General features: G+C 41.7%; 21 protein-coding genes. 2 read left to right on the top strand and 19 right to left on the bottom strand.

Annotated features, from left to right (window positions below; all coding sequences use genetic code 11):
* Window positions 1-73: 73 nt before the first annotated feature.
* From CDO33_RS12600 to CDO33_RS12645, 11 genes are all read right to left on the bottom strand, one after another.
* Entirely contained in the window at window positions 74-781 is a 708-nt protein-coding gene (locus CDO33_RS12600) for a hypothetical protein (RefSeq protein WP_103082254.1), read from the bottom strand.
* 428 nt (window positions 782-1,209) lie between these two features.
* On the bottom strand, window positions 1,210-1,803 hold the full coding sequence (locus CDO33_RS12605; RefSeq protein WP_103082255.1) for a GNAT family N-acetyltransferase: 594 nt from the start codon (window positions 1,801-1,803) through the stop codon (window positions 1,210-1,212).
* A 54-nt stretch (window positions 1,804-1,857) separates the two neighbouring features.
* A complete protein-coding gene (locus CDO33_RS12610; RefSeq protein ID WP_103082256.1) occupies window positions 1,858-2,487 on the bottom strand; it encodes a TetR/AcrR family transcriptional regulator in 630 nt (209 codons plus the stop codon).
* Between the two features lie 215 nt (window positions 2,488-2,702).
* On the bottom strand, window positions 2,703-4,754 hold the full coding sequence (locus tag CDO33_RS12615; RefSeq protein WP_242973930.1) for a methyl-accepting chemotaxis protein: 2,052 nt from the start codon (window positions 4,752-4,754) through the stop codon (window positions 2,703-2,705).
* 401 nt (window positions 4,755-5,155) lie between these two features.
* On the bottom strand, window positions 5,156-5,542 hold the full coding sequence (locus tag CDO33_RS12620) for a PDZ domain-containing protein (RefSeq protein WP_133158753.1): 387 nt from the start codon (window positions 5,540-5,542) through the stop codon (window positions 5,156-5,158).
* Between the two features lie 14 nt (window positions 5,543-5,556).
* Window positions 5,557-6,762 carry an alpha/beta fold hydrolase gene (locus CDO33_RS12625; protein ID WP_103082258.1) on the bottom strand — a complete coding sequence of 402 codons (1,206 nt, stop codon included), beginning with the start codon at window positions 6,760-6,762 and terminating at the stop codon, window positions 5,557-5,559.
* Window positions 6,763-6,774: 12 nt separating this feature from the next.
* The gene (locus tag CDO33_RS12630; protein ID WP_103082259.1) at window positions 6,775-7,326 is read right to left on the bottom strand and encodes a class I SAM-dependent methyltransferase; all 552 of its coding nucleotides are present in this window, start codon (window positions 7,324-7,326) and stop codon (window positions 6,775-6,777) included.
* Window positions 7,327-7,365: 39 nt separating this feature from the next.
* Window positions 7,366-7,542 (bottom strand): DUF6199 family natural product biosynthesis protein, encoded by a 177-nt coding sequence (locus CDO33_RS21685; protein WP_422678807.1) that lies wholly within the window; start codon window positions 7,540-7,542, stop codon window positions 7,366-7,368.
* Between the two features lie 120 nt (window positions 7,543-7,662).
* Window positions 7,663-9,063: a sensor histidine kinase gene (locus CDO33_RS12635; protein ID WP_103082260.1), complete on the bottom strand. Its 1,401-nt coding sequence runs from the start codon at window positions 9,061-9,063 to the stop codon at window positions 7,663-7,665.
* Window positions 9,060-9,761, bottom strand: coding sequence for a response regulator transcription factor (locus CDO33_RS12640; protein WP_103082261.1), 702 nt, complete (start codon window positions 9,759-9,761; stop codon window positions 9,060-9,062). Before CDO33_RS12640 ends, CDO33_RS12635 begins: the two co-directional genes overlap by 4 nt.
* A gap of 521 nt (window positions 9,762-10,282) precedes the next feature.
* Window positions 10,283-11,149 (bottom strand): LysR family transcriptional regulator, encoded by an 867-nt coding sequence (locus tag CDO33_RS12645; protein ID WP_103082262.1) that lies wholly within the window; start codon window positions 11,147-11,149, stop codon window positions 10,283-10,285.
* Between the two features lie 102 nt (window positions 11,150-11,251).
* Here CDO33_RS12645 and CDO33_RS12650 point away from each other — a divergent pair, with 102 nt between their 5' ends.
* Window positions 11,252-11,833: a chromate transporter gene (locus tag CDO33_RS12650; RefSeq protein ID WP_103082263.1), complete on the top strand. Its 582-nt coding sequence runs from the start codon at window positions 11,252-11,254 to the stop codon at window positions 11,831-11,833.
* Entirely contained in the window at window positions 11,830-12,393 is a 564-nt protein-coding gene (locus tag CDO33_RS12655) for a chromate transporter (protein WP_103082264.1), read from the top strand. The genes CDO33_RS12650 and CDO33_RS12655 overlap by 4 nt, the downstream gene beginning before the upstream one ends.
* Here CDO33_RS12655 and CDO33_RS12660 read toward each other — a convergent pair.
* The 8 genes from CDO33_RS12660 to CDO33_RS12695 form a co-directional block, all read right to left on the bottom strand.
* A complete protein-coding gene (locus CDO33_RS12660; RefSeq protein ID WP_242973305.1) occupies window positions 12,390-13,145 on the bottom strand; it encodes a PAS domain-containing protein in 756 nt (251 codons plus the stop codon). The two genes, CDO33_RS12655 and CDO33_RS12660, sit on opposite strands and share 4 nt — an antisense overlap.
* A 249-nt stretch (window positions 13,146-13,394) precedes the next feature.
* Complete coding sequence (locus CDO33_RS12665; RefSeq protein ID WP_103082266.1) at window positions 13,395-14,795, bottom strand: FAD-binding oxidoreductase; 1,401 nt, start codon at window positions 14,793-14,795, stop codon at window positions 13,395-13,397.
* Between the two features lie 3 nt (window positions 14,796-14,798).
* Window positions 14,799-15,992 carry an electron transfer flavoprotein subunit alpha gene (locus CDO33_RS12670; protein ID WP_103082267.1) on the bottom strand — a complete coding sequence of 398 codons (1,194 nt, stop codon included), beginning with the start codon at window positions 15,990-15,992 and terminating at the stop codon, window positions 14,799-14,801.
* A 15-nt stretch (window positions 15,993-16,007) separates the two neighbouring features.
* The gene (locus CDO33_RS12675) at window positions 16,008-16,796 is read right to left on the bottom strand and encodes an electron transfer flavoprotein subunit beta/FixA family protein (protein ID WP_103082268.1); all 789 of its coding nucleotides are present in this window, start codon (window positions 16,794-16,796) and stop codon (window positions 16,008-16,010) included.
* 19 nt (window positions 16,797-16,815) lie between these two features.
* On the bottom strand, window positions 16,816-18,387 hold the full coding sequence (locus CDO33_RS12680; RefSeq protein ID WP_103082269.1) for an L-lactate permease: 1,572 nt from the start codon (window positions 18,385-18,387) through the stop codon (window positions 16,816-16,818).
* 386 nt (window positions 18,388-18,773) lie between these two features.
* Complete coding sequence (locus CDO33_RS12685) at window positions 18,774-19,478, bottom strand: FadR/GntR family transcriptional regulator (protein ID WP_161496558.1); 705 nt, start codon at window positions 19,476-19,478, stop codon at window positions 18,774-18,776.
* A 384-nt stretch (window positions 19,479-19,862) separates the two neighbouring features.
* The gene (locus CDO33_RS21480) at window positions 19,863-20,078 is read right to left on the bottom strand and encodes a zinc ribbon domain-containing protein (RefSeq protein ID WP_274540097.1); all 216 of its coding nucleotides are present in this window, start codon (window positions 20,076-20,078) and stop codon (window positions 19,863-19,865) included.
* 152 nt (window positions 20,079-20,230) lie between these two features.
* Entirely contained in the window at window positions 20,231-20,995 is a 765-nt protein-coding gene (locus CDO33_RS12695; RefSeq protein WP_103102789.1) for an ABC-2 family transporter protein, read from the bottom strand.
* Window position 20,996: the final 1 nt, after the last annotated feature.

The following is a 20,996-nucleotide window of genomic DNA, read 5'->3' on the forward strand; positions in this document are numbered from 1 at the left end:
CTAATTTCATCTGTTGCTACGGCGTGGAATACTTGAGAAAATTATACCATATTACTCCGCTGTATGTCCTTCTTTAAAACGCATTCCACAAAAATATAAAAATGAATATGCATCCCCAAGCATTTCCAGTCATTTCTTTTACCATCAGCATGCCATAAATGATTATCACAACAGTGAGCATTTCAACCAAGCCTTCAAGGGTAACGCCTATCATGCCGTGTATTAAAATACACATAACCGCGCAAACAATCGCACCCCAATTGAGCAGTTTGTATTTGGACGGATACCGTTTATTTATTTTGTCGCTGATTACCACATAGTTAAAGGCCTCAAAAAAGCCCCAGGCTGCTGCTATGAGCAGCATTGCTATAATGTTAACAGGAAACCCGCTCGCCAGCGCTTCCTTTGTCATCCATACAGACTGAAAAGGCATGTAACTTGTTATCCTATTTGTTGCAGCTGAAAAAATGATATATGGAACAAAGCAAACTACGCACAAGGCGATAGATTTTATTGCACCTTTAAGCCTCAATCCATATGAATAAAAGCTTTCCTTTCTGTAAATTGCCACAATGCTGATTCCTAATCCGGCAAGACTAAACTGGCATACAGCAGCTATCAAAGTTCTTAGCAAAATGTGAATATTCTCATTCTTAACCATGCTGCTAAACTGGCTTTGGAAAGCTGTATAAATTCCCAGAACTGCCAAAGTGGCTATCAGAATTATCCATAGGTCAGCATCCAGTCGTTTCTGCTCTATTGTCAGTTTTCGCTCACTCATATGCAATAATGACCTCCCTTTATGCATGCAATAGAAAAATTAAGAACTCAAAATGAATGCCAGCTGCTTGTTCCTTTAGAACAACGGAAGAAATTGCGCAGCAATTTCAACACAGTTTCAACGAGGCGGAAGATTTTAACTCACCGTCTATTTTGTAATTAGGTACCCGCCAACTATAAATAAGAGGTGGATGACATATTTCACCTCGCCATAATCTTTAGCTTGTAAAAAATAAATCCTGCGAAAAATGCTAAGTTCTTTAAACGCATCTTTTCTGTTGGTATGATATAACTTTATGCTGTTTCAAGAATAATTTTACACTTAATAGTCTACATTAAGAAGGGCATAAAAACAAGGAACCAATAGAAAATTCTGTTAAAACATAGTAAAAAAAGTAGTTAAAATTACCAAAGAAATCTCACTGTACCTTATTTAGTCCATTTCATATAGACCCTCTCATTGAAGCCTTTTAGTTTGGGATGCTTTTCTTGCTTTCGCATGAACTCTGAAAATCCCAGCTTTTTATACAGCCGGTAAGCATTTTGATTGGTATCCGCAACATCTAGAATAAATTCACGGTAGGGCAGTTCTTGCATAACGTGTTGAAACAATGCCGTGCAAACACCTTTTCCGCGCGCTGCCTCACTTGTGGCGACGCACTCAATATAGCCGGTATTATCCGGATATGTCAGCGGGGTATTGAATTCTTTTTTCAATAAGTAATATGCCAGATTTCCCATGACAAAACCGAGATGTCTTTTCATCATGGTTTTGTCTATATGCATGGCTCGCTGCCGGTTGTTGGAGCATGCGAGCATGCCTGCAATTTTTCCATCCATTTCAGCCAGATAAAAAACATCAGGGCAGAATGTGCCTTTGAATGCGTTTCTAAGCTTTTCCCTGTCCTTGCTGAAAAAGGATAAGTCCTTGTAATAGCCATCCACGAATACGTTTGCTACTTCATAACCAACATCGCGGTCATAATCTGTCATTCTGCGGACTAAAACATTATTATTGGCCATAATGACACCTCCTGAATATGAAATCTTCTCATTATCTCATTCTAAAAAATATATCTAACCAATATCCCCTTGCTTATCACCAGCTTTTTCTTTTACTAAAAACGCCATAATGTCTTCTATCTCAGGTGCAATGTATTTGTCTCCCAAAAATAGCCTCATGTTTGCCATCCCTTGAATTATTGAAAAATACAAAAGCGCCAATTTGTACGGATTTCCCGGTTTGAACTCTCCCATCTTCTGTCCCTTTTCAATCAGCTCTGCAGCCTTCTCAAATAATAGTAAATCGCTCTTTCTGATTTCAGCCATTTGAGGCAGCGCTTCCTCCTCAAAAATAGAGCGGGTGATCATAAGAAAGTAGCAAGACAGTTCTTCGCTTGACTGGATATCTTTAATAAGGCTGGAGGTCATTTCTGCGAAAGCCTGGGTGGGAGAAGCATGGGAATCAAAGATCTGTGCAGCTTTAGTCAGCTCTTTGACCGTATCCTCTATCAATTCACAAAAAAGCTCATCCTTGGACGAAAAGTGGCGGTATATAAGTCCTGTGCTTATTCCTGCGGACTGGGCGATTTCTTTTATATTGGTCAAGGCAAAGCCTTTTCGCGCAAACAACTTAAGCCCGGCTGCCATTATCTTTTTTTTCGTTGCCATAGTTATTCTTTCGTTTTGCTCCTTGGTTCGTGCCATTATCATAACCTCTTTCACAATATAATGAACTGAACGTAAATTCATTATATTATGGATAGCAGTGTTTGTCAAGGAACCTCTATAAGTTCAAAAATGCGCAATCCTTCTATATGTTAATGCCACCCTTCCTGGGAGAGTAATGAAAATGGACCCGATGTCCCAAGGCACCAGGTCCAAATCCCCGATCAACTCATATTCGCATGATGTATGATACTCTAAACCTTAAATTTTGCTACTAATAATCTTAACTCTTCTGCAATTGAAGCCAGATGTCCTCCGGAGCTTGCTATCTCTTGAATCGCAGCAGCTTGCTCTTGCATAGAAGCAGATGCTTGTTCTGTTCCGGCAGCATTTTCTTCAGAAACTGCCGATAAACTCTGAGTTAGTTCAATGATTTTGTTTTTATGCTCCGTCATAATTTCTGAAGAATGATTAAGCTTATCAATTATAGATTTAATGGCATCTATCGCCTCTGCTATTCCCCTAAATTTATCTTCTGTCTGCTTTACGCTTTCATCCTGATCATTATCAATCCGCTTAACTTCAGTCATTGTCTCCACAGCTAACTGAGATTTAGTCCTAAGCTCTTTAATTACTTCATTTATTTCCCGAGTAAAGCTATTTGATTGCTCTGCCAGCTTTCTAATTTCGCCGGCAACAACAGCAAAACCTTTACCTGCCTCGCCTGCTTTTGCTGCTTCTATTGAGGCATTTAAAGCCAGAAGGTTTGTCTTATCTGCAATGCTTTTAATCATAGCACTGGCAATTTCAATTTTTTCCGTGCTTTCATTATTGCTTACTATCACTTGATAAATCTCTTCTGTGGCTTGGTTGCTTCTTTCTGTCTTTTCAACAAGCTCTTTAAGAATTTCATAGCCATCATCTTTTTGCTTCTCAATTTGCTCTGCCGCATTATTGAGTTCCTGGATATACTTTAAGTCTTGTTCAAGTAAGTTGCCCAATTCTTCTATATTACTGGCTGTGCTTTCAATGTCTTTCGCTTGCTCTGCCGCACCTTTAGCAATTTCTTCAACCGTCTTTGTCACTTCTTCTGATGAAGTGGCTGCCATTTGAGATTTGGCAGATAATTCTTCTGTCAGGCAAGCGATATTTTCCGCATTTTGTGAAATGGTATTAACCATATGTCTCAGATCATTGAGAACATTATTATAATAACGGCCCATCTTTCCTACTTCATCTTCGGCCTTCACTTCGACAGGCCGTGTAAAGTCGCCTTTGGCAACATATCCTAAGTTATCGACAAATTTCTTGATTCTCTTAGAAAATGAAGCGCTATACAAGATTATGAAGGCAGACGTTAATAGAACTATTGCCAGAGTGATAAGAATTACCTTTCTTACAATCTCATCTACCGATGAGAACAGCTCTTTTGTCGGAGCCATTACCACCAGTTTCCAGCCGGTGCTCTTAAGTGATATGTAATACGTTTTGAAGCTTTTCCCGCCTAACTTGACATCCTCCGAACCGGTGTCATTGCTCAGAATATCGTTGGCAATACCACTCAATTCCTCATCTTCATTAATCGTTTGCTTCATAACCTTGTCAGAATCCTTATGGGCAATGAATCGTCCGTTTGTATCCAACAGAAAAGCAAATCCGCTGTCTTCCAACTCTACTTGCGAAATAATATTTTGAATGGTTGTCAAATCATAATCAGCCGATACAACTCCAACTACGCCTTTATCCGTGTTAATGGGTACGGCTGTAGTAATCATCGTGATTCCTGAAGTTTCGTCAAAGTATGGATCCATCCAGCCTGCCCCATTCCCGGCATTTTTACCGGCAAGATACCAGTCCGTATTGGGATAATCATAGTCCTCAGTTTCATAATCTTCTGTATATACTAGTTCGTTTCCATCCTTATAAACATAGGGGCCAAAGTACTTTGTACCGCTATCATAGGTATAATATTCAAGCCACAATCCGGATCCGAGGGTGTTAGGATTCGTAGAGACCATTTTCTCAATAACCGCCCTGTAGTCCGCTTTTGTCAGCTTATTACCCTTGGCTTTATACACGGAAGCGACAGCTTCTGCAACTTTCCTATGGGCTGTAAATTCGTGCTCAATGGATTCGTTTATTTCTGCCAGTGCAACAGATATTCTTTCTTCTATTTGCTTCTCCAGTCCTTTTGATGCTTCCAAAACCGAGATGGCTGAAATCAACACTGTAGCAAGCAATATAATGGGTATAAACGCAATCAACATCTTTGACCTGATGCTCATCGAATTATAAAAATGTTTCATTTTCTTCACCCTCAAATTTTTATTATCTTCGTTATTTATACCTTAACATTACTGTAAACTCGTTATGCTAGCTTTTTCGATAGCTGAGTTCCGAGTTAAAGAGAGAGTTAGAATAGATAGCAAAACAAATTTTTATTGAATTTTAATATATAATTATGTTAAGTTCATATTATATCTCGTCAATTCGTCTGTCAATAGACAAGCATATATTTTTTGCCAAACATCTCCAAAATCCGATGAGTTTCACCAATCGTGTTGTATGCCCCTATGAACTCCTGACTTGTGCCCTTTAATATTATATCGGTCTTTCTGTAGGCAATCTGTAGCCTCCTCTCCTCTTTCTCCTCTAAAAAAGGTTCGACATATTATGTTGACTATGCTGCATATAAAGTAACAACCATCTATTCAGCATTGCTTTCCAGATTTTTAACTATAACCTTTCCGGTTGCATCTTTTCCGGTGATACGTATTTCGTATTTATCCGTTTCAGATACTGTTACAGTGAATAAGCCTGACTCAAGGTCGTTTCCCGTATAGGGTTCGCTACCTTTTTTTCCTTTGACCGTAAGAGCTATTTTTCCATTTTCATGGACTACTTCAATCTGCAGCACATCACCCTTGTTAAGGGATAGCTCACACTTGTTCTTTGAGCTCCACTCCTTGAAATCCATTGTGAATCCTGTTCCGTTTGGATTCTCAAGAATCACAATGCTGCCCTTTGGGGCGGAACAGGCTGATATCACTATAATAATGGTTATAAACAGTGGCAGAAAAACTATCGGGTGCATATTCCGAATCCTCTTTATTCTTGTATTTTTGTTGACAAAAAGCACGATAATACCTCCTCTGCAAACTTCGCCCGCTCATTTATCCATGGGCTGTGGCCGGAATGCTCAAACCACACAATTCCTTTATCGGGCACATCCAGGAGTTCCATATATTCCTCGGCCAACACAGTGGGCGCATTGACATCATGCCGGCCCAGGAAGAAGTATACCGGCACATCCAGTTTGGTATAATCCTTTCTCATATCGATGGTGTAAAGCTGTTGGTACACATGATTATAAGTGTTGATGATGCCGCGGAAAAAGTTGATTTTGTCCAGCAGTCCATATTCGGAAGAACCAATGTCCCGCAAGGTGTTATAGCCGGGATTGTAGATTTCAGGATTTTCCGCCATATAAGCGCTGAGATAATTCAGGTACACTGCGCTTTTCCATGTAACATCCTTTCCGTAATAGGGTGGTTCACCACTTGCCTTAAGCCTTTTTATTAAGGCGGTATCACCTTTGGATCGGGCGATTTCCAGAGCCTTGGCATAATCCATCCTTTCGGTTTCGGCAAAGTCCACCATTTGCCCCGTGCCGATCAAGGCGTGGTATGACTCCGGGTACTCATCCACAAGGAAAATTCCCAAGGCGCTGCCCCACGATTCACCCAAAAGATAAATCTTTTCCTTGGAAAAACGCTCCTTTAAGTACTCCGTCAGAGCGTGACCATCCTGAATATAGGTTTTGGCTGTAATGTTTTTCTTCTTTTCTGCATAATAGGACTTTCCGGAGCCAGGCTGATCCCAGTTGACAACGACAAAATGCTTCTCCAATTCCGCCAGCTCATGCCTCACCGCAGCCATCTGCGTACCGCCGGGCCCTCCTGCCAAAAAAAGCAGGACGGGCGCATTTTTGTCCCAACCCCTCAGACTGATCCACTGCTTCCTGCCGTTCAGTTCGAGTTCTCTAAGCTCCGCAATGCTGTTTTTGGGTGTTTTTCCGTTTTCATCAACAATGGACGGAGTGGAAGCGGTGAGCTGTGAAAGGGTGATCAATCCCATATTCAATATCATCACCACGGCAAAGAATATCGCCGATTTTTTCAATCTAAGGAGCTGCCTGGGATTCTTTTTTTTCCTTATGCGTGCGATGGCAAAATAAGCAGTTAGAATCAAAATTCCTGCAAGGGCAAAGACCGACAAAACGGTCAAAATTAAAAATATAACTGTCTGAATCATAGCAAACCTCCATTATTGCTTAATATATACACATTCAAGAGCGTTTCCCATCATCGGGATATCCGTGATGCGGCTATCCTTGGGAAATAGCCTGTTTTGCTCTATCAAGCGTTTTATAATTCTTAATTTTTCAGTTTCATTCAATGGTTCACGGAAAACGAGTACACCACCGTTTTTTAGGGACCCGGCCAACTCAGGAATGACCCTTTCCAATTCACTATCCGAAATATCATGCAATACAAAGTGGCAATACGCTACATCAAAGCTTTCCTTTGCAAGCGACGGGGATTCCCAATGCAGATAAATTATGTTCCCGTAGCTGCGCAAAGTTTTGCGGCAGACACTCAACCACCGTTCAGAGATATCCAGACAGGTCAATTGCCCATGGGGAAGCTTTTTTGCAGCGTAGTACGCAACTGTCCCCATGCCGCTCCCGAAATCAAGCACCTGCTCTCCGCCTTCAAGGGGTAGACGGTCCGCGAATGCCTGGTAGACTGTCCGGCCGCAAAAGAAAAACGCGAGCCTGGTCAAAAATATCTCTAAACGAGTCGGTTCATACTTCATTACTCATCACCTCAATATATCCAATCATGATTCTTGCTTTTACAATTTTATAAATACTGTAAAGCCTGTTATCAAAAAAACTATCCCGATGCATCTGAGTGCAATGACATATGCTTTTGAAGGTGTTACAGCTTCACTGTTTTTCCATTCCTCTGCAACATTCCATAGTTGCCTGGGGAAAAATAGTAACTTCAAGGAAAATAGCATTAACAACATTCCCGCGAGTTGTTCCTGCTTAATAATAATCCCTCCAATAAAAAATCAGCTGTATTTCAGGTTCATCACCATCATAGCAACCGAACCTGTCATACAGCTGATATAAACCTTAAATTTACCTTAAATCGTTGGAATGGTAATCCGGAAGGTACTGCCCTTAATTTCGTTAAGATGAAGTGTTAAATTCCCTCCGTGGGCTTCGGCAATTTTTTTGGCTATGGATAGCCCCAATCCGCTGCCACCGGTTTTGGAGTTGCGGGAATCGTCCACCCGGACAAAAGGCTTGAATATGTTGTCTGTAAGATGAGCTGGAATTCCGACCCCATCGTCGCTAAAATCAATCACCACCTGATCATTTTGTATTGTCAGGCTTACGGCAACCAGTGTCCCCTTCGGATTATACCGCATTGCATTATTTGCGAGATTTTGAATAATCCGGCTAAACCGGTGGGTATCCAGCAGGACAAAAACGCTTTCTTCCAAAATATCGAATTCATATTTGAACCCTTCGCGCTCCAGCTGCGGCACAAGCTCGCCGCATATCTGCCGGATGTATTCGCATATATCTGTTCTTCCCAGCTTTAATGTAAAATCCGGGCTGTCCATTTGGGAAAGCTCAAACAGCTCGGTGAGTAGCTGATTGGCCCTTCTGCTGTTATTAAGAATGATGCCAAGATGTTCATTTCGCTCCTGCTCTGTCATGCCTGTCTTTCTCATAAGCAACTCCGCATAGCCTTGTATGCTGGACATAGGGTTTTTAAGATCATGGGAGATGTCGAGAATCAACCGCCGCCTATCCTCCTCTGACTTTTTGCGCAGGGAGATTTCATGCTCTATCCGGGCCGCCATGTCGTTAAAGGTGTTTTGCAGCTCGGCAAACTCATTTTTCAGGCGCAAATCCACCCGTACGGAATAATCCCCTTCCCGCAAAAGCCTTGTGCCGTCACAGAGCTTTTTCAGCGGTATAGTTATGCCTGCCGCTGTAATCCGTGAATAGATAAAGGCGAAAAGGGCAATCATCAGAAGATAAATCAGCACCACAAAAGCTATCGCCCAACCCGCCCGCATAAAATCACCGGCGGCAGCTTCTTTATTATGCACCAGGGAAAAATCCAGCCGAACGGAGGTGGGAAAGGTAACAATCAGCCAAAATTCGCCTTTTGGTTGATAGAGGATATCGTAATGGTAGGACTTGCTTCGGCTTTCCGTTAAAAATGTTGTAAATTCTTCGACAGTCAGCTTATCTTTACCGATGGTGTCAAGGCCGCTGGAATAAACGACACGGTAGTCCTTGTCCACCACCTGTACACCGCCCCCGTTTTGCACGACAGCGGATGCGTCGATCTGCCTGTAATCCTCTTTTATAATTGCGCTTGCAGGATACTGGTTTTTTGCCAGTGAACCTGCAATCAGCCTGCTGGCAAAGGACAGCAGTACAAAGGCGAGTACCGTATCCAGTATCGTCAGCAAAAATATCACCAGAAAATTTATGAGAAATTGATTGGACAATTTTCTTTTCATGATTTTTCACCGGTGTAATGGAGCTTGTACCCAATGCCGCGAATGGTTTTCAGATACTTTGGGTTTTGAGGGTCGTCCTCAATCCGGTTCCGGATTCGACTGATATGCACCATTATAGTGTTGTCGTCAAAATAGTATTCCTCGCCCCATACCGCGTGATATAGCTGCCGTTTTGTAAAAACCCTTTCCGGGTGTTCGATAAAGTGCAGAAGAAGCTTGTACTCCTTTGCGCCAAGTTCAATCGGCTCTCCGTCCTTAAAAGCGCAGCATTTTTCCTTGTCTATGGACAAATTCCTGTAGGTAATGCTTACATTGGATTTCTCCTTTTGAGAAAGATACTCATTGTTCCGTCTGAGTTGCGCACCTACGCGAGCCACCAACTCGGCAATGGAAAAGGGCTTTGCCAGATAATCGTCCGCACCCAGTCCGAGCCCCAGCACCTTGTCCATTTCGCTCGTTCTCGCGGTCAGGAAGATGACAGGAAGTGTACTGTGCTCCCGTATTTTACGGAGAAGGTTAAATCCGTCCATCACCGGCATCATCACGTCAAGGATTGCCAGATGAACCTCCTGGGATGAAAGGATATCCCAGGCCTCCTTGCCGTTTTGCGCAGTCAAGACTGTATATCCGTTTTCCTCAAGACTGATTTTTATTAAATCCCGTATGTCCTTTTCATCGTCTGCGATTAATATATTCATATGTTTTTTAACACCTCCAGCCCATAACCCTTCGGTTATTTATCGAATCATCCAGACCGCTGATATCTTTAAGGCCCGCCTTCATCTTTTCATCAGCAAAAGGTTATTTAACAATATAATACACTAATTTCTGACTATAGGATATATAGCTTTGAATAAAAAGAGTAAAACAATTTAAATCAATTTTACATGAAAAAGGTAGAAATGATTTCGATATGAATTACTCTTATGAGATTGACGGATAGCGGGATATTTTGACCGCCGTTCAATTTGTCAGCGGTTTATAATCTCGGAAAATAGCGCCGATGCCTAAAAAAAGCACCGGTACCTTTGACACGGCAATCATCGTGGTCAGCTTCCCACAGCTTTTTGATGCTTGCGTGAATAATACCTTGCTGCCATCGAAAACGTACCTCCATATTCTTGCGTGCATCTTTGCATGGAAATGATTTTACCCCTGTTTTCAGCGATAGCACAAAAAATAAATACTTCTAATACAAGAGCACTATAAACCATATTTTTTACCTGCACAGTGCAATGAAGTCCTTTGCACTCTCAGTCAGAAACTTATTCTTATGATAAATGACAGAAAAGCTTCTTTTAAATTGTATCCCGTTAATATAAAACTGACTGATTTCTTTGCGTTCAAGGGAGTCCTTTACCAGTAAGTAAGGCAGCACGGATATACCCAAATTTGCCTGCACCGCTCTTATAATCGCTTGAGTGCTTATACTCTCCCAGGCAGGAAAAACCTCTAATCCATGCATGGTCATGGTACTGTCAAAGATTTCGCGCCCGGCGCTTCCTTCTTCCCTCAGAATAAGACTTTCCTTTTGAAGCTCTGAAATCTCAACATTTTTCCGATAAGCAAAGGGGTGATCATTCCCGCATATCATCACCAATTCATCATCACGGAATCTATGCTCTATAATATAGGAGCTGTGGACAGCACCCTCTATCAGCCCAATATCGATCTTATTTGATAAAATATAATGTTGAATTCTTTCTGAATTATCTATGATTACCTTTACATCCATTTGAGGATGCGCTTGTTTAAACCGGGTTATATAGCCGGGCAATAAGCAATTTCCGATGGTAATGCTTGTTCCAATCCGGATGATTCCCATTGCATCGAAGTTTTTGATTCCCTTTTCCATATCCTCAAAAAGCCCCACAATATGGGTTGCATATTGGAGAAAGCTCTTTCCTGCCTCAGTGATATGGAGTCTTTTTCCGATGCGGTCAAACAGCTTTATCCCATAGTAATCTTCCAGCTCTGATATCGCAAGGCTGATAGATGGCTGTGCAATATACAGCTTTTCTCCGGCTGCAGTTGCACTGCCGGTTTCACACACAGCAACAAATATTTTAAGATGCTTTAATGTCATCGAAGCCTCCTTATAACAAAAATCTTATGAACTATATATTATAATACTATTTTACATATATTTTTTTAAGCTCTATAATGAAAAAACAAGGGGGCTATCGTTTTGGAGAATAAAAAGCACATTTACCGAAAGCTGTTCGCTTGCACTTTTTATTTGAGCGCTTTTACCTTTGGAGGAGGATTTGTCATCGTTCCACTGATGAAAAAGAAGTTTGTGGATGATCTGAAGTGGATTGAAGAGAATGAAATGCTGAATTTGGCAGCAATTGCCCAATCCTCTCCGGGAGCAGTTGCGGTCAATGCAGCCATACTGTTGGGGCATCGCATAGCTGGAATATCAGGCGCCCTGGTAACAATTTCAGGCACGGTTTTACCACCTTTAATCACTCTTTCTGTTATCTCCTTTTTTTACGCTGCATTTCGTGACAACATTGTGGTGAATGCGATCCTGAAAGGGATGCAGGCAGGCGTTGCCGCGGTAATTGCAGATGTGGTTTTGAACCTCGGGAGCAATGTCCTGAAAGAAAAAGACATGGTATCTGCGATCATCATGGCAGGTGCATTTATTGCCACGTTTTTCTTAAAAATCAATGTTATATATATTATTTTGGCATGTGGGTGCATCGGAGCGGCGAAGATTCTGATTCAAATGAAAAAAGCACAAAAGGACGGTGAAGCCCAATGACGCTCATAAAACTCTTTTGGAGCTTCTTTCAAATCGGCTTGTTCAGTATTGGTGGAGGCATGGCTGCAATGCCGCTGATTCAAAATCAAGTGGTAAATATGCACCAATGGCTGACATTAACTGAATTTACCGACCTCATCACCATTGCAGAGATGACACCCGGACCTATCGCCATCAATTCAGCCACCTTTGTAGGAATTCGAATTGCCGGTATTCCGGGAGCGATCATAGCCACCATCGGATGTATACTTCCATCCTGTGCTATTGTTTCTCTTCTGGCATGGCTTTACTTTAAATACAAAGAACTGACCCTGGTACAAGGAATATTGTCCGGTTTAAGACCCACCATAGTAGCGCTGATTGCATCAGCAGGGCTGTCGATTTTTATTCTCGCGGTTTGGGGGGAAGGCGGCTTTTCAATGAATCCTCAAGCTATTAATCTGGTTTCTGTATTATTATTTTCTTCGGCTTTATTCATTTTGCGGAAATGGAAGCCCAATCCCATTTTTGTAATGCTCGGTTCAGGCATCATCGGTGGAGCAATTTATTTAATAATTTAGGAAACATATGACTTTCCAATCATTTCCTCCACTGTATATCCAAGGATTGATGCCATATTTTTATTAGCAAAGGTGATTTTATAATTCTCGTCAAAAATAAGAATGCCCTCAATGGCGGTCTCTACGATTTGCTGGAACCTGATTTCGCTTTTTTTCAGGTTTTTTTGAATTTCTGCCACCTGCATATCGCTTCTTTCTTTAGCAAGCATCAGCATAATAAACGCACTTATCAGGAATATGCAAAAGCTCACTCCGGGTATCAAGCCGAATATGACATTGCCGCTAAGGCTTAAGGCATATCTGGGAAAGCCTAAACATATAACAGCGCTTAGTAGAAATACCGACCCGGTTACACAATAACATATGGCTAAAAGCAATTGCATTGAAAATCTCTTATCTGATTTAGCAAACAGAAATAGGCTGGGCAAAAAGTAAAAGGCGCTTTGGAGAAAAAAGACTAATCCTGACCGATAGGGTTTATCCAAAAAAATCGTAATCAAGCAAACCAGTATGATTCCAATGGATGTCAAAAGATGCAGCCAATTTTTTACATGCTTTCCGGACAGAATTCGGACAGCCCAGGCTTCATAGGCACAGCCTAATAGCAAGGTAATATTTGCCAGAATTGTTAAGCCATCAAACATGCTTGTCCTGTAGTAAAGCATAAAGGACCCGGCAGCCTGTAAAATTTTTGCTGTAATCCAGAATGAAACCTTTTGCGGGTTGCTTTTATTAAATTTAAATGATATCAATAACAGTCCAAATAAAAAAGATCCGATTGTCAGCATTAACATTACAGTTCTTAAATCCACGGTAACACCTCAGAATATTGCTTCGTTAATTTGAACATCACCTTTCATTGACGCAATATACACATTATTATAGAACATCTGTGCTAAATATTGAATAGCTAGTTTTAAATTGGTGCATTGATACGACAAAACCCTGAAAACATTCCGTCTTCAGGGTTTTGTTGTTTTATTTTTTTCAGTTTTGGAAAACTATTGGCAAACCTTGCCGGGATTCAGGATACCTTTTGGATCGAAGGCCTTCTTGATACCACGCATGATTTCGAGGATTTCAGGCGCCAAAGATTGGTTGAGATATGGCTTCTTGGCATAACCGATACCATGCTCACCGGATACCTGGCCGTTCAATTCCCTCGCCTTCTTGTACATCTCGTCCATGGCGAGATTAAGGCGCTTTTTCCACTCCTCTTCTGTCAGGTTGTCCTTAAGAACGTAAATATGCAGGTTTCCGTCACCGGCATGGCCAAAGCTCTTTATTCGTATACCGATCTTGTCCTGAAGCTGATGGCTGAATTCAACCATCTCGCTGACCTTGTTCCTTGGAACAACCACATCGACTTCGTCCATTAAGGTTGTAGATGCCTTAATTGCTTCAAGGAAGGCACCACGGGCTTTCCATATGGAATCATTTCGTTCGTCGGTATCAGCAAACAGAATATCCAGCGCTCCCTGCTCCAGACAGATATCTGCCACCTTATCAAAGCTGGCCTGAATCTCCTCCGCCGAGTTGCCGTCAAATTTCAAAAGAAGGTAGGCATCGGACTGATTATCCGGGAACTTCTTGCCAAGGAATTCCTCCGCATCAATAATTGTTTCCCTCTGCATGAACTCGATAGCGGTAGGAATGGTCTTGGATTTGATAATCAGAGGAACAGTACGGATTGCCTGCTCAAGTGTCGGAAAAGGTATTAAAAGGCTGATGGCCTTTTTGGGCAGCGGCAAAAGCTTTAATATCGCCTTTGTCACTATACCGAGGGTACCCTCCGAACCTACGATAAGGTCCTTCATGGAGTAGCCCGAGCTGTTCTTAACCACCTTGCCTCCAAATTCCACAATATCGCCATTTGGCAATACTACTTCAAGGCCTCTTACAAAGTCACGGGTGACACCGTATTTAACTGCGCGCATACCTCCCGCATTAGTATTTATATTACCACCGATGGTGGCTGTTTTTTCGCCAGGATCCGGAGGATAGAACAGGTCGTGTTCCTCTACAAATTTGGAAAGCTCCATTAGAAGAACCCCAGGCTCAACGGTGACGGTAAGATTTTCCTCATCCAGCTCAAGTATGTGGTTCATTCTGCTCATATCGATTACAATACCCTTGCAAACGGGAACCGCCGCTCCAACAAGACCTGTTCCGGACCCCCTTGGCGTTACAGGTATGTTGTTCTCATAGGCATATTTCATGACTTTTGAAACTTCCTCAGCAGACAGAACCTGAACAACGATATCGGGATAGCAGTGAATATCCCCAAGCTCGTCATGGCTGTAATCTTCACTTATTCTTTCCTTATAAAACACGCGTTCATCATCATTTATAATATCTCTGATTTCGAGGTAGTCTTTCTCGTCAAATACTTTATATTTCATTATTTATGCCCCCTTTTCCGCTTTGATTTTGGCTATCAGCCTGGGAAGAATTTCATAAAGATCTCCCACTATGCCATAATGGGCAATTTTAAATATGGGTGCCTTCTCGTCCTTATTGATGGCTACAATCATTTCCGAATTGTTCATACCGGCCGCAAACTGAACCGAGCCTGACACACCGCAGGTGATGATGAGCTTCGGCCTTACAGTTCTTCCGCTAAGGCCTATCTGTTTTTTGGCTTCAAACCATCCTAATTCGATCAAAGGCCTTGTGCAGGCAACATCACCACCCAAAAGGTCGGCCAGTTCATGGATCATGTTAAGATCCTCCTGTGTTTTAACGCCTCTGCCTGCAACAACCAGCACATCCGCGTTCTCTATAAATTTCTCTTTAGCCTTCGGAACAACATCTATAACCTCAATATCAGAATTCAGAACGACATTTGACAGATCGCAGACCGTAACCTTACCTTTAGCCTCGGCATTTCTCTCAGGCGCATTCATCACCTTGTATCTGACGGTTGCAAGCTGAGGCCTTGCGTTGGGAGTATGGATTTCAGCCATGATATTCCCGCCAAAGGCCGGTCTTATCTGGACCAGATCTGTGTTCTCCTTTATATCCAGCACCGTACAGTCAGCTGTCAGTCCGGTTCTGAAGCGTGCAGCAACCCGGGGTGCCAGCTGGCGTCCAACATTGGTTGCACCAACAAGAATTGCTGTCGGCATGATATTTTTAACAAAATCCTCAAAAGCGGAGGTGTAGGTATCTATTCTGAAATGCTTAAAAGCCTCATGATCATAAACGTAAACATTGTCCACGCCGTAGTGAAGAAGCTCTTCGGCTTTATCAACGATTCCGGCACCAATGAATATGCAGTAAACAGGGTGATTAATCTTATTTGCCAATTCTCTGGCCTTTCCGATCAACTCAAGGGTTACAGGATGAACTATTCCGTCCTCATGGTCAACATAAACCGCTATGCCCTTCCATGCCGATTTGTCAATGGACTTGACCGGCTGATCCTCCACAATTTCGGCAGCTCCCTCAGGACCCTTTCTGACGCAGAGCTTGCACATTTTGCACGAGCCATTGACTTCGACTGCTCCGTTCTTAATCTCCAGGGCATTAAAAGGACAAATCTTTATAAAGGCATCCCTGTCGGTTATCTTCTCATTATGAATCACTAATCTCGCCATTTTACTACCCCCCAATTAGATAAACTTGCTTTCTTTGATCTTGTTGAACAGTTTGTCGGCCAGCTCCTCTGCTGAATCGTTCCAGAGCTCACGCTTAATATTGGATTCAGGAGGGAAAATTCTCTGAACCTGAGTGGGAGAGCCATTAAGGCCGTATTTCATCTCGTCCTGATCCTTCAGGCTTGAAAAGCCTATGACCTTTATTTCCTTGTCTTTTGTCGCCCTCATTTTTACATAGGACGGAAGCCGCGGCATAAAAATGTCTTTTTCCACTGAAAGAAGGCATGGGAATTTAACCCTGGCTATCTCAATGGTGTTCGCCATATCCATTTCAACAGTTATGGCACCATCTTCAACGCTTACTATTCTCTTGACATTCGATACGCTTGGTATTTTCAGATACTCTGCCATTTCAGGCCCTACCTGCGCAGTATCGCCGTCTGTGGTCTGCTTGCCGCAGAGAATGAGGTCAAACTCACCGGCTTCCCTGACGCCCTGGGACAGAGTATAGCTGGTTGCCAGAACATCAGCACCGGCAAACTTTCTGTCCGACAGAAGAATTCCCTCATCCGCTCCCATGGCATACGCTTCTCTAATAATCTGCATGGCCTGAGGAGGTCCCATGCTGATTACCTTGATTGTGCCTCCGTAAGTCTCTTTTAGTTTTAATGCAGTTTCAAGAGCATAAAGGTCGTAAGGATTCATTTTGGATTCGACACCGTCTCTCTTCAAAACACCGGTTACTGGATCAACCTCTACCTTGTTGGACCCCGGTACCTGCTTAATGCATACTATAATATTCATGCTCATTCCCCTTTCCAAACTAATATCCGAACAATGGACCGCAGAAATAACTGATCAGCCCAAGAATGATTACATAAACGATACAAACCTTAATGGTGCTTCCAAGAATCTTGCCCTCCCTTCCCGGAAGATTTGTTGCTGCCACTGCGATTGCGATGCTTTGAGGTGAAATCATCTTACCTGCTGTAGCACCGCCTGTATTGATGGCAGCTATCCAGTACGGGTTGGCTCCGCATGCTTTGGCAGCTTCAGCCTGAAGGTTGCCGAAAAGCACGTTTGCAGAAGTATCACTCCCGGTGACAAAGGTTCCCAAAGCACCGATAATTGGAGCAATCAGCGGGTAGAATGAACCGGTAATCATGACCAGCACGGTTGCGATGGAACCGATCATTCCGCTGTAACCCATGATTTTTGCCAGAGCAATAATGGATATGATGGTTATGGCGGATTTAGTCATCTGTTTTGTTGTTTTAACCAGGAGCTTTGTTATCTCGCCGAACTTCACTCCCTGGAGCAATCCTCCCAGATAAGTCGCAATAATTATCAGTGTTCCGGGGGTTGCCAGCCAGCTGAAAGTATATGGTTTTGCTCCCTCGCCGGTATAAATGGGCACATCGGTCTTAATGGCGGATAATGCCTTGTTTACCGATGGTATAAGGGTTGAGGAGCCAAGAATGAAGATGAAAACCAATATAAACGGCAGCCACGCCTTAAAGCCCTCCCTGAAGGAAATAGGCTTTTGTTGAGAATTGGCCTTTGCTGCTTCAATCTGATATTCCGCCTGGGAAAAGCCTGCCTTCTTGGACTTTTTATTTAGGAGCCTTGCTGCAATTATTGTAGAAGCCATGGAACAAACAGAACCAACTACAGCCGGCAACTCAGCTCCGAGGTATCTGGCGATGAAAAGTTGCGGGACAGCAAAGGAGACACCGGATATCAGAGTCACCATAAATACGCCTTTAATCGCTTTTAAAGATTTGCCGGTAATCATTACAAGGGCAAACGGTAAAAGGATGATAAGCGGAAGCAGTTGAAGGGCAACCGCATAGGTAAGCTGCGTAGTTTCCAGTCCGGTAACTTTCGCCAATGTAATTACCGGAGTGCCGATAGCCCCAAAAGCGGTGGCTATGGTATTGGAAACAAGACAAATCACGGCAGCAAACAATGGTTCGAAACCCAGTGCAATCATAATGCTGGCCGGTATGGCGACTGCAGTTCCGAAGCCGGCTATTGCTTCAAGAAAGCCTCCGAAGCCCCAGGCAAGTATGAGCACCAGGATTCTCTTATCGGTAGTGACACCGGTAATCATTTTTTTGATTAAATCCATACTGCCTGTATGAACGGATAAATTGTAGGTAAAAACTGCCGCTATAATAATAAGAGTTATTGGCCATATGGCAAGAGCAACACCTTCCAACGCCGCTGTCAGGCTGTCAATCACACTCATTTTCCAGACCAGGATTGAAAGTGCCACCGTCAATCCAAGCGCAATGGGACAAGCCTTATAACCTGGCCATTTTAAGATTCCCAGGGATACGATAAGCCATAAGATAGGTACAAGCGCCAAAAGAAACAGTATTATGGTATTCATTCCGTACTCTCCTCATTTCTGCGTTTTTCGCTTCTTATTGTGTTTCGGGCATAATTCGGTCGAAAATGTATTACACAAAATTGGTATGACCAATTTAGGGTGCAAAAAATAAATGACACCCATGCTGCCATATCCATATTATTAACAATATTCTTTCGAGGGATCTTCATGAAGACAAATGTATTTTTGAACAATTGGTCGTACCAATATCCTATTTATATATTACAATATGCCGATGAACTTGTCTACAATAGATATTTCTTTAACTATATTGGACATTTATTTAACTATATCAGTTATTTTTTTAACTATATTAACGACTTTAATTAGCTATATTGCTATTTTAACTATATAGGCTATTTTATTTGACTATATTGGTTGCTTCTTTAACTATTTTTGCTGGTTTTAATATATTCCGCGATAAGATCGAAATGTTTTGTGAATGCGGCATAAGTAGCCTGTGCATTTCTCTGCTTCAGGCTGAATACCATTTCTTCATGGATCTTTTGAAGACGCTTGATATTCTGAGGATCACTTAATATCTCAGAGCGCCTTTGCTTGATATCCTGGCTGATGACCTCGGAAAGAATATTAAGTATCTGTATAATCATTGAATTTTTAGAGGCAGCCGCTATGGTGTCATGAAGCTGCTTATCCAATGACGAACGGTTGGCTTCATTTTCCGATTGAGCCATTTCCGCTAAAATCTCCTCAAGCTTCCTGATCTTTTCATCATCAATATTCCGGACTGCCAGCATTGCAGCCTTCAGTTCGAGCGCTTCACGAAACTGAAAAAACTCGAGACTGTCAATCTGCTGAAGCAAAAACATCATGGACATGGATTCAATCAGGCTTTTCTCAAAATCTCCCGTAATGTAATTGCCGGAACCCTGAACGCTTTTTATGACGCCGAGTATTTCCAATGTGCGCAACGCCTCACGGATTGATGTACGGCTGACATTGAACTTTTTGGCAAGCTCACGCTCCGGTGGCAGTTTTTGCCCCGGTTTTATTTTACCGTTCATTATATCAGTTTTTATTGAATCGATTATAGCCTCATAAGTCCTTTTCGAGTTATCGTTTTTTTCCATAAGAAATCCATCCTGCCTCAACAAATCTTGATTCTCACTGCACATGTGAACTCTTTTTAATGCAGATATTAGTAAAATTGATACCCGTGATTATAATATCATTAATATGCTCAACAGGGCAAGTGAGATAAATCATAAAGAACATTTGACGCATATACAGTTGATTTCTTAATCCACAGGGATAGCTGAATATTCAGGTGACATAATGCTATGCATGGTTGTTATAAAAACATACCCTCGGTATTGTTTCAAAAACATAAACCGAGGGTTAAACAGGCTGGCTTTCTATTTATGACACAGGATTCACTTAGCGGATAAGGTGGCACTGATACGGTAAACAGGATGGTTCTCTATTTATGACGTCTCTGCCTGACCGCGCCCATTTTATTGCACAATAAACCGCCTCAAATAATTCACATACCGGGAGCGAATAGTGATGTAATAAATAATATCCAATATTAAGAACACCCCTATATTTTGGAAATATGATTTAGCTATGAAATCTTTAGTTCGAGACACCCTTTCTCCGCAGCATGAACATCTTTGACTTGAATATTCTGGATTCACATATTCAACTTTTACACCTTCTAATTTTGCTATATGCTATATATTCTATGTATTTAGCCAGACGATAAAAAGACCATGTATGCAAATTCTTTTCGATATACGGCTTGTTCCTGCCGTGCTTCTGATATCACCAGAAAGCCCTGTACCTAAGCCTTCTTTTATCTTTAGTTTACTAATTCATCATTTTAGTAACCATCACCGTTATATTTTTTCAAGCCAAAAGCTTCAACAATCTTAAATAACAAGTAGAAAGCTAGTGGCAGAACAAATAAGGCAATGATTTCATTCTTATCAGGATTTCCGATTATTATACTGCTTGGGACTGCACTGAACATAAATGCAGGAATAATATATGTAAAGAATCTTCTCACTTTTACATTAAAGGTCGTGTTAGGCTTTTCGGCTATAGAAAATAATTGTGAAATCCCAGCACTGACAGTGCCCAACCGTATGCCAAACAGCAAAAGTGAATACAATAAGAGCATAAAAAAGGTCATTATGAAAACTGCGCTGATTATACCTAAATAGTAAATTAACACATTGAACAGCTGAAGCTCGAATTTTAACATAAAGTAAATATTTATTGCCAGTAAAAATGGAGTTGATAACAGTGGTGCAAAATTGAAATTCAATGAAATAATACTCCTTACAGTGCCGTATGGATTCAATAAATAATATACATAATTTCCGTTCGTTATAGAATCTCCGTATATCGAAACAGCTTCTGAAAAAAATATTGCAAAAATATTGTTTACAAGAAAATAGGTAGATATATACATACCCATTTGAGTCTTATCAAATCCGCCTAAATCACTGAATCTAGTAAACAATAGCTCATACAATATTATTACGGAGAAATAGAGCGAAAAATCTGCTATAAACCAACTTATCAAATTAATTCTATATCTTAAAGCTTTTCTCACACCAAAAATTATTGAAGCCGTTAACATT

This window comes from Clostridium thermosuccinogenes (genome assembly GCF_002896855.1).
In the GTDB taxonomy this organism is placed as follows: Bacteria; Bacillota; Clostridia; order Acetivibrionales; family DSM-5807; genus Pseudoclostridium; species Pseudoclostridium thermosuccinogenes.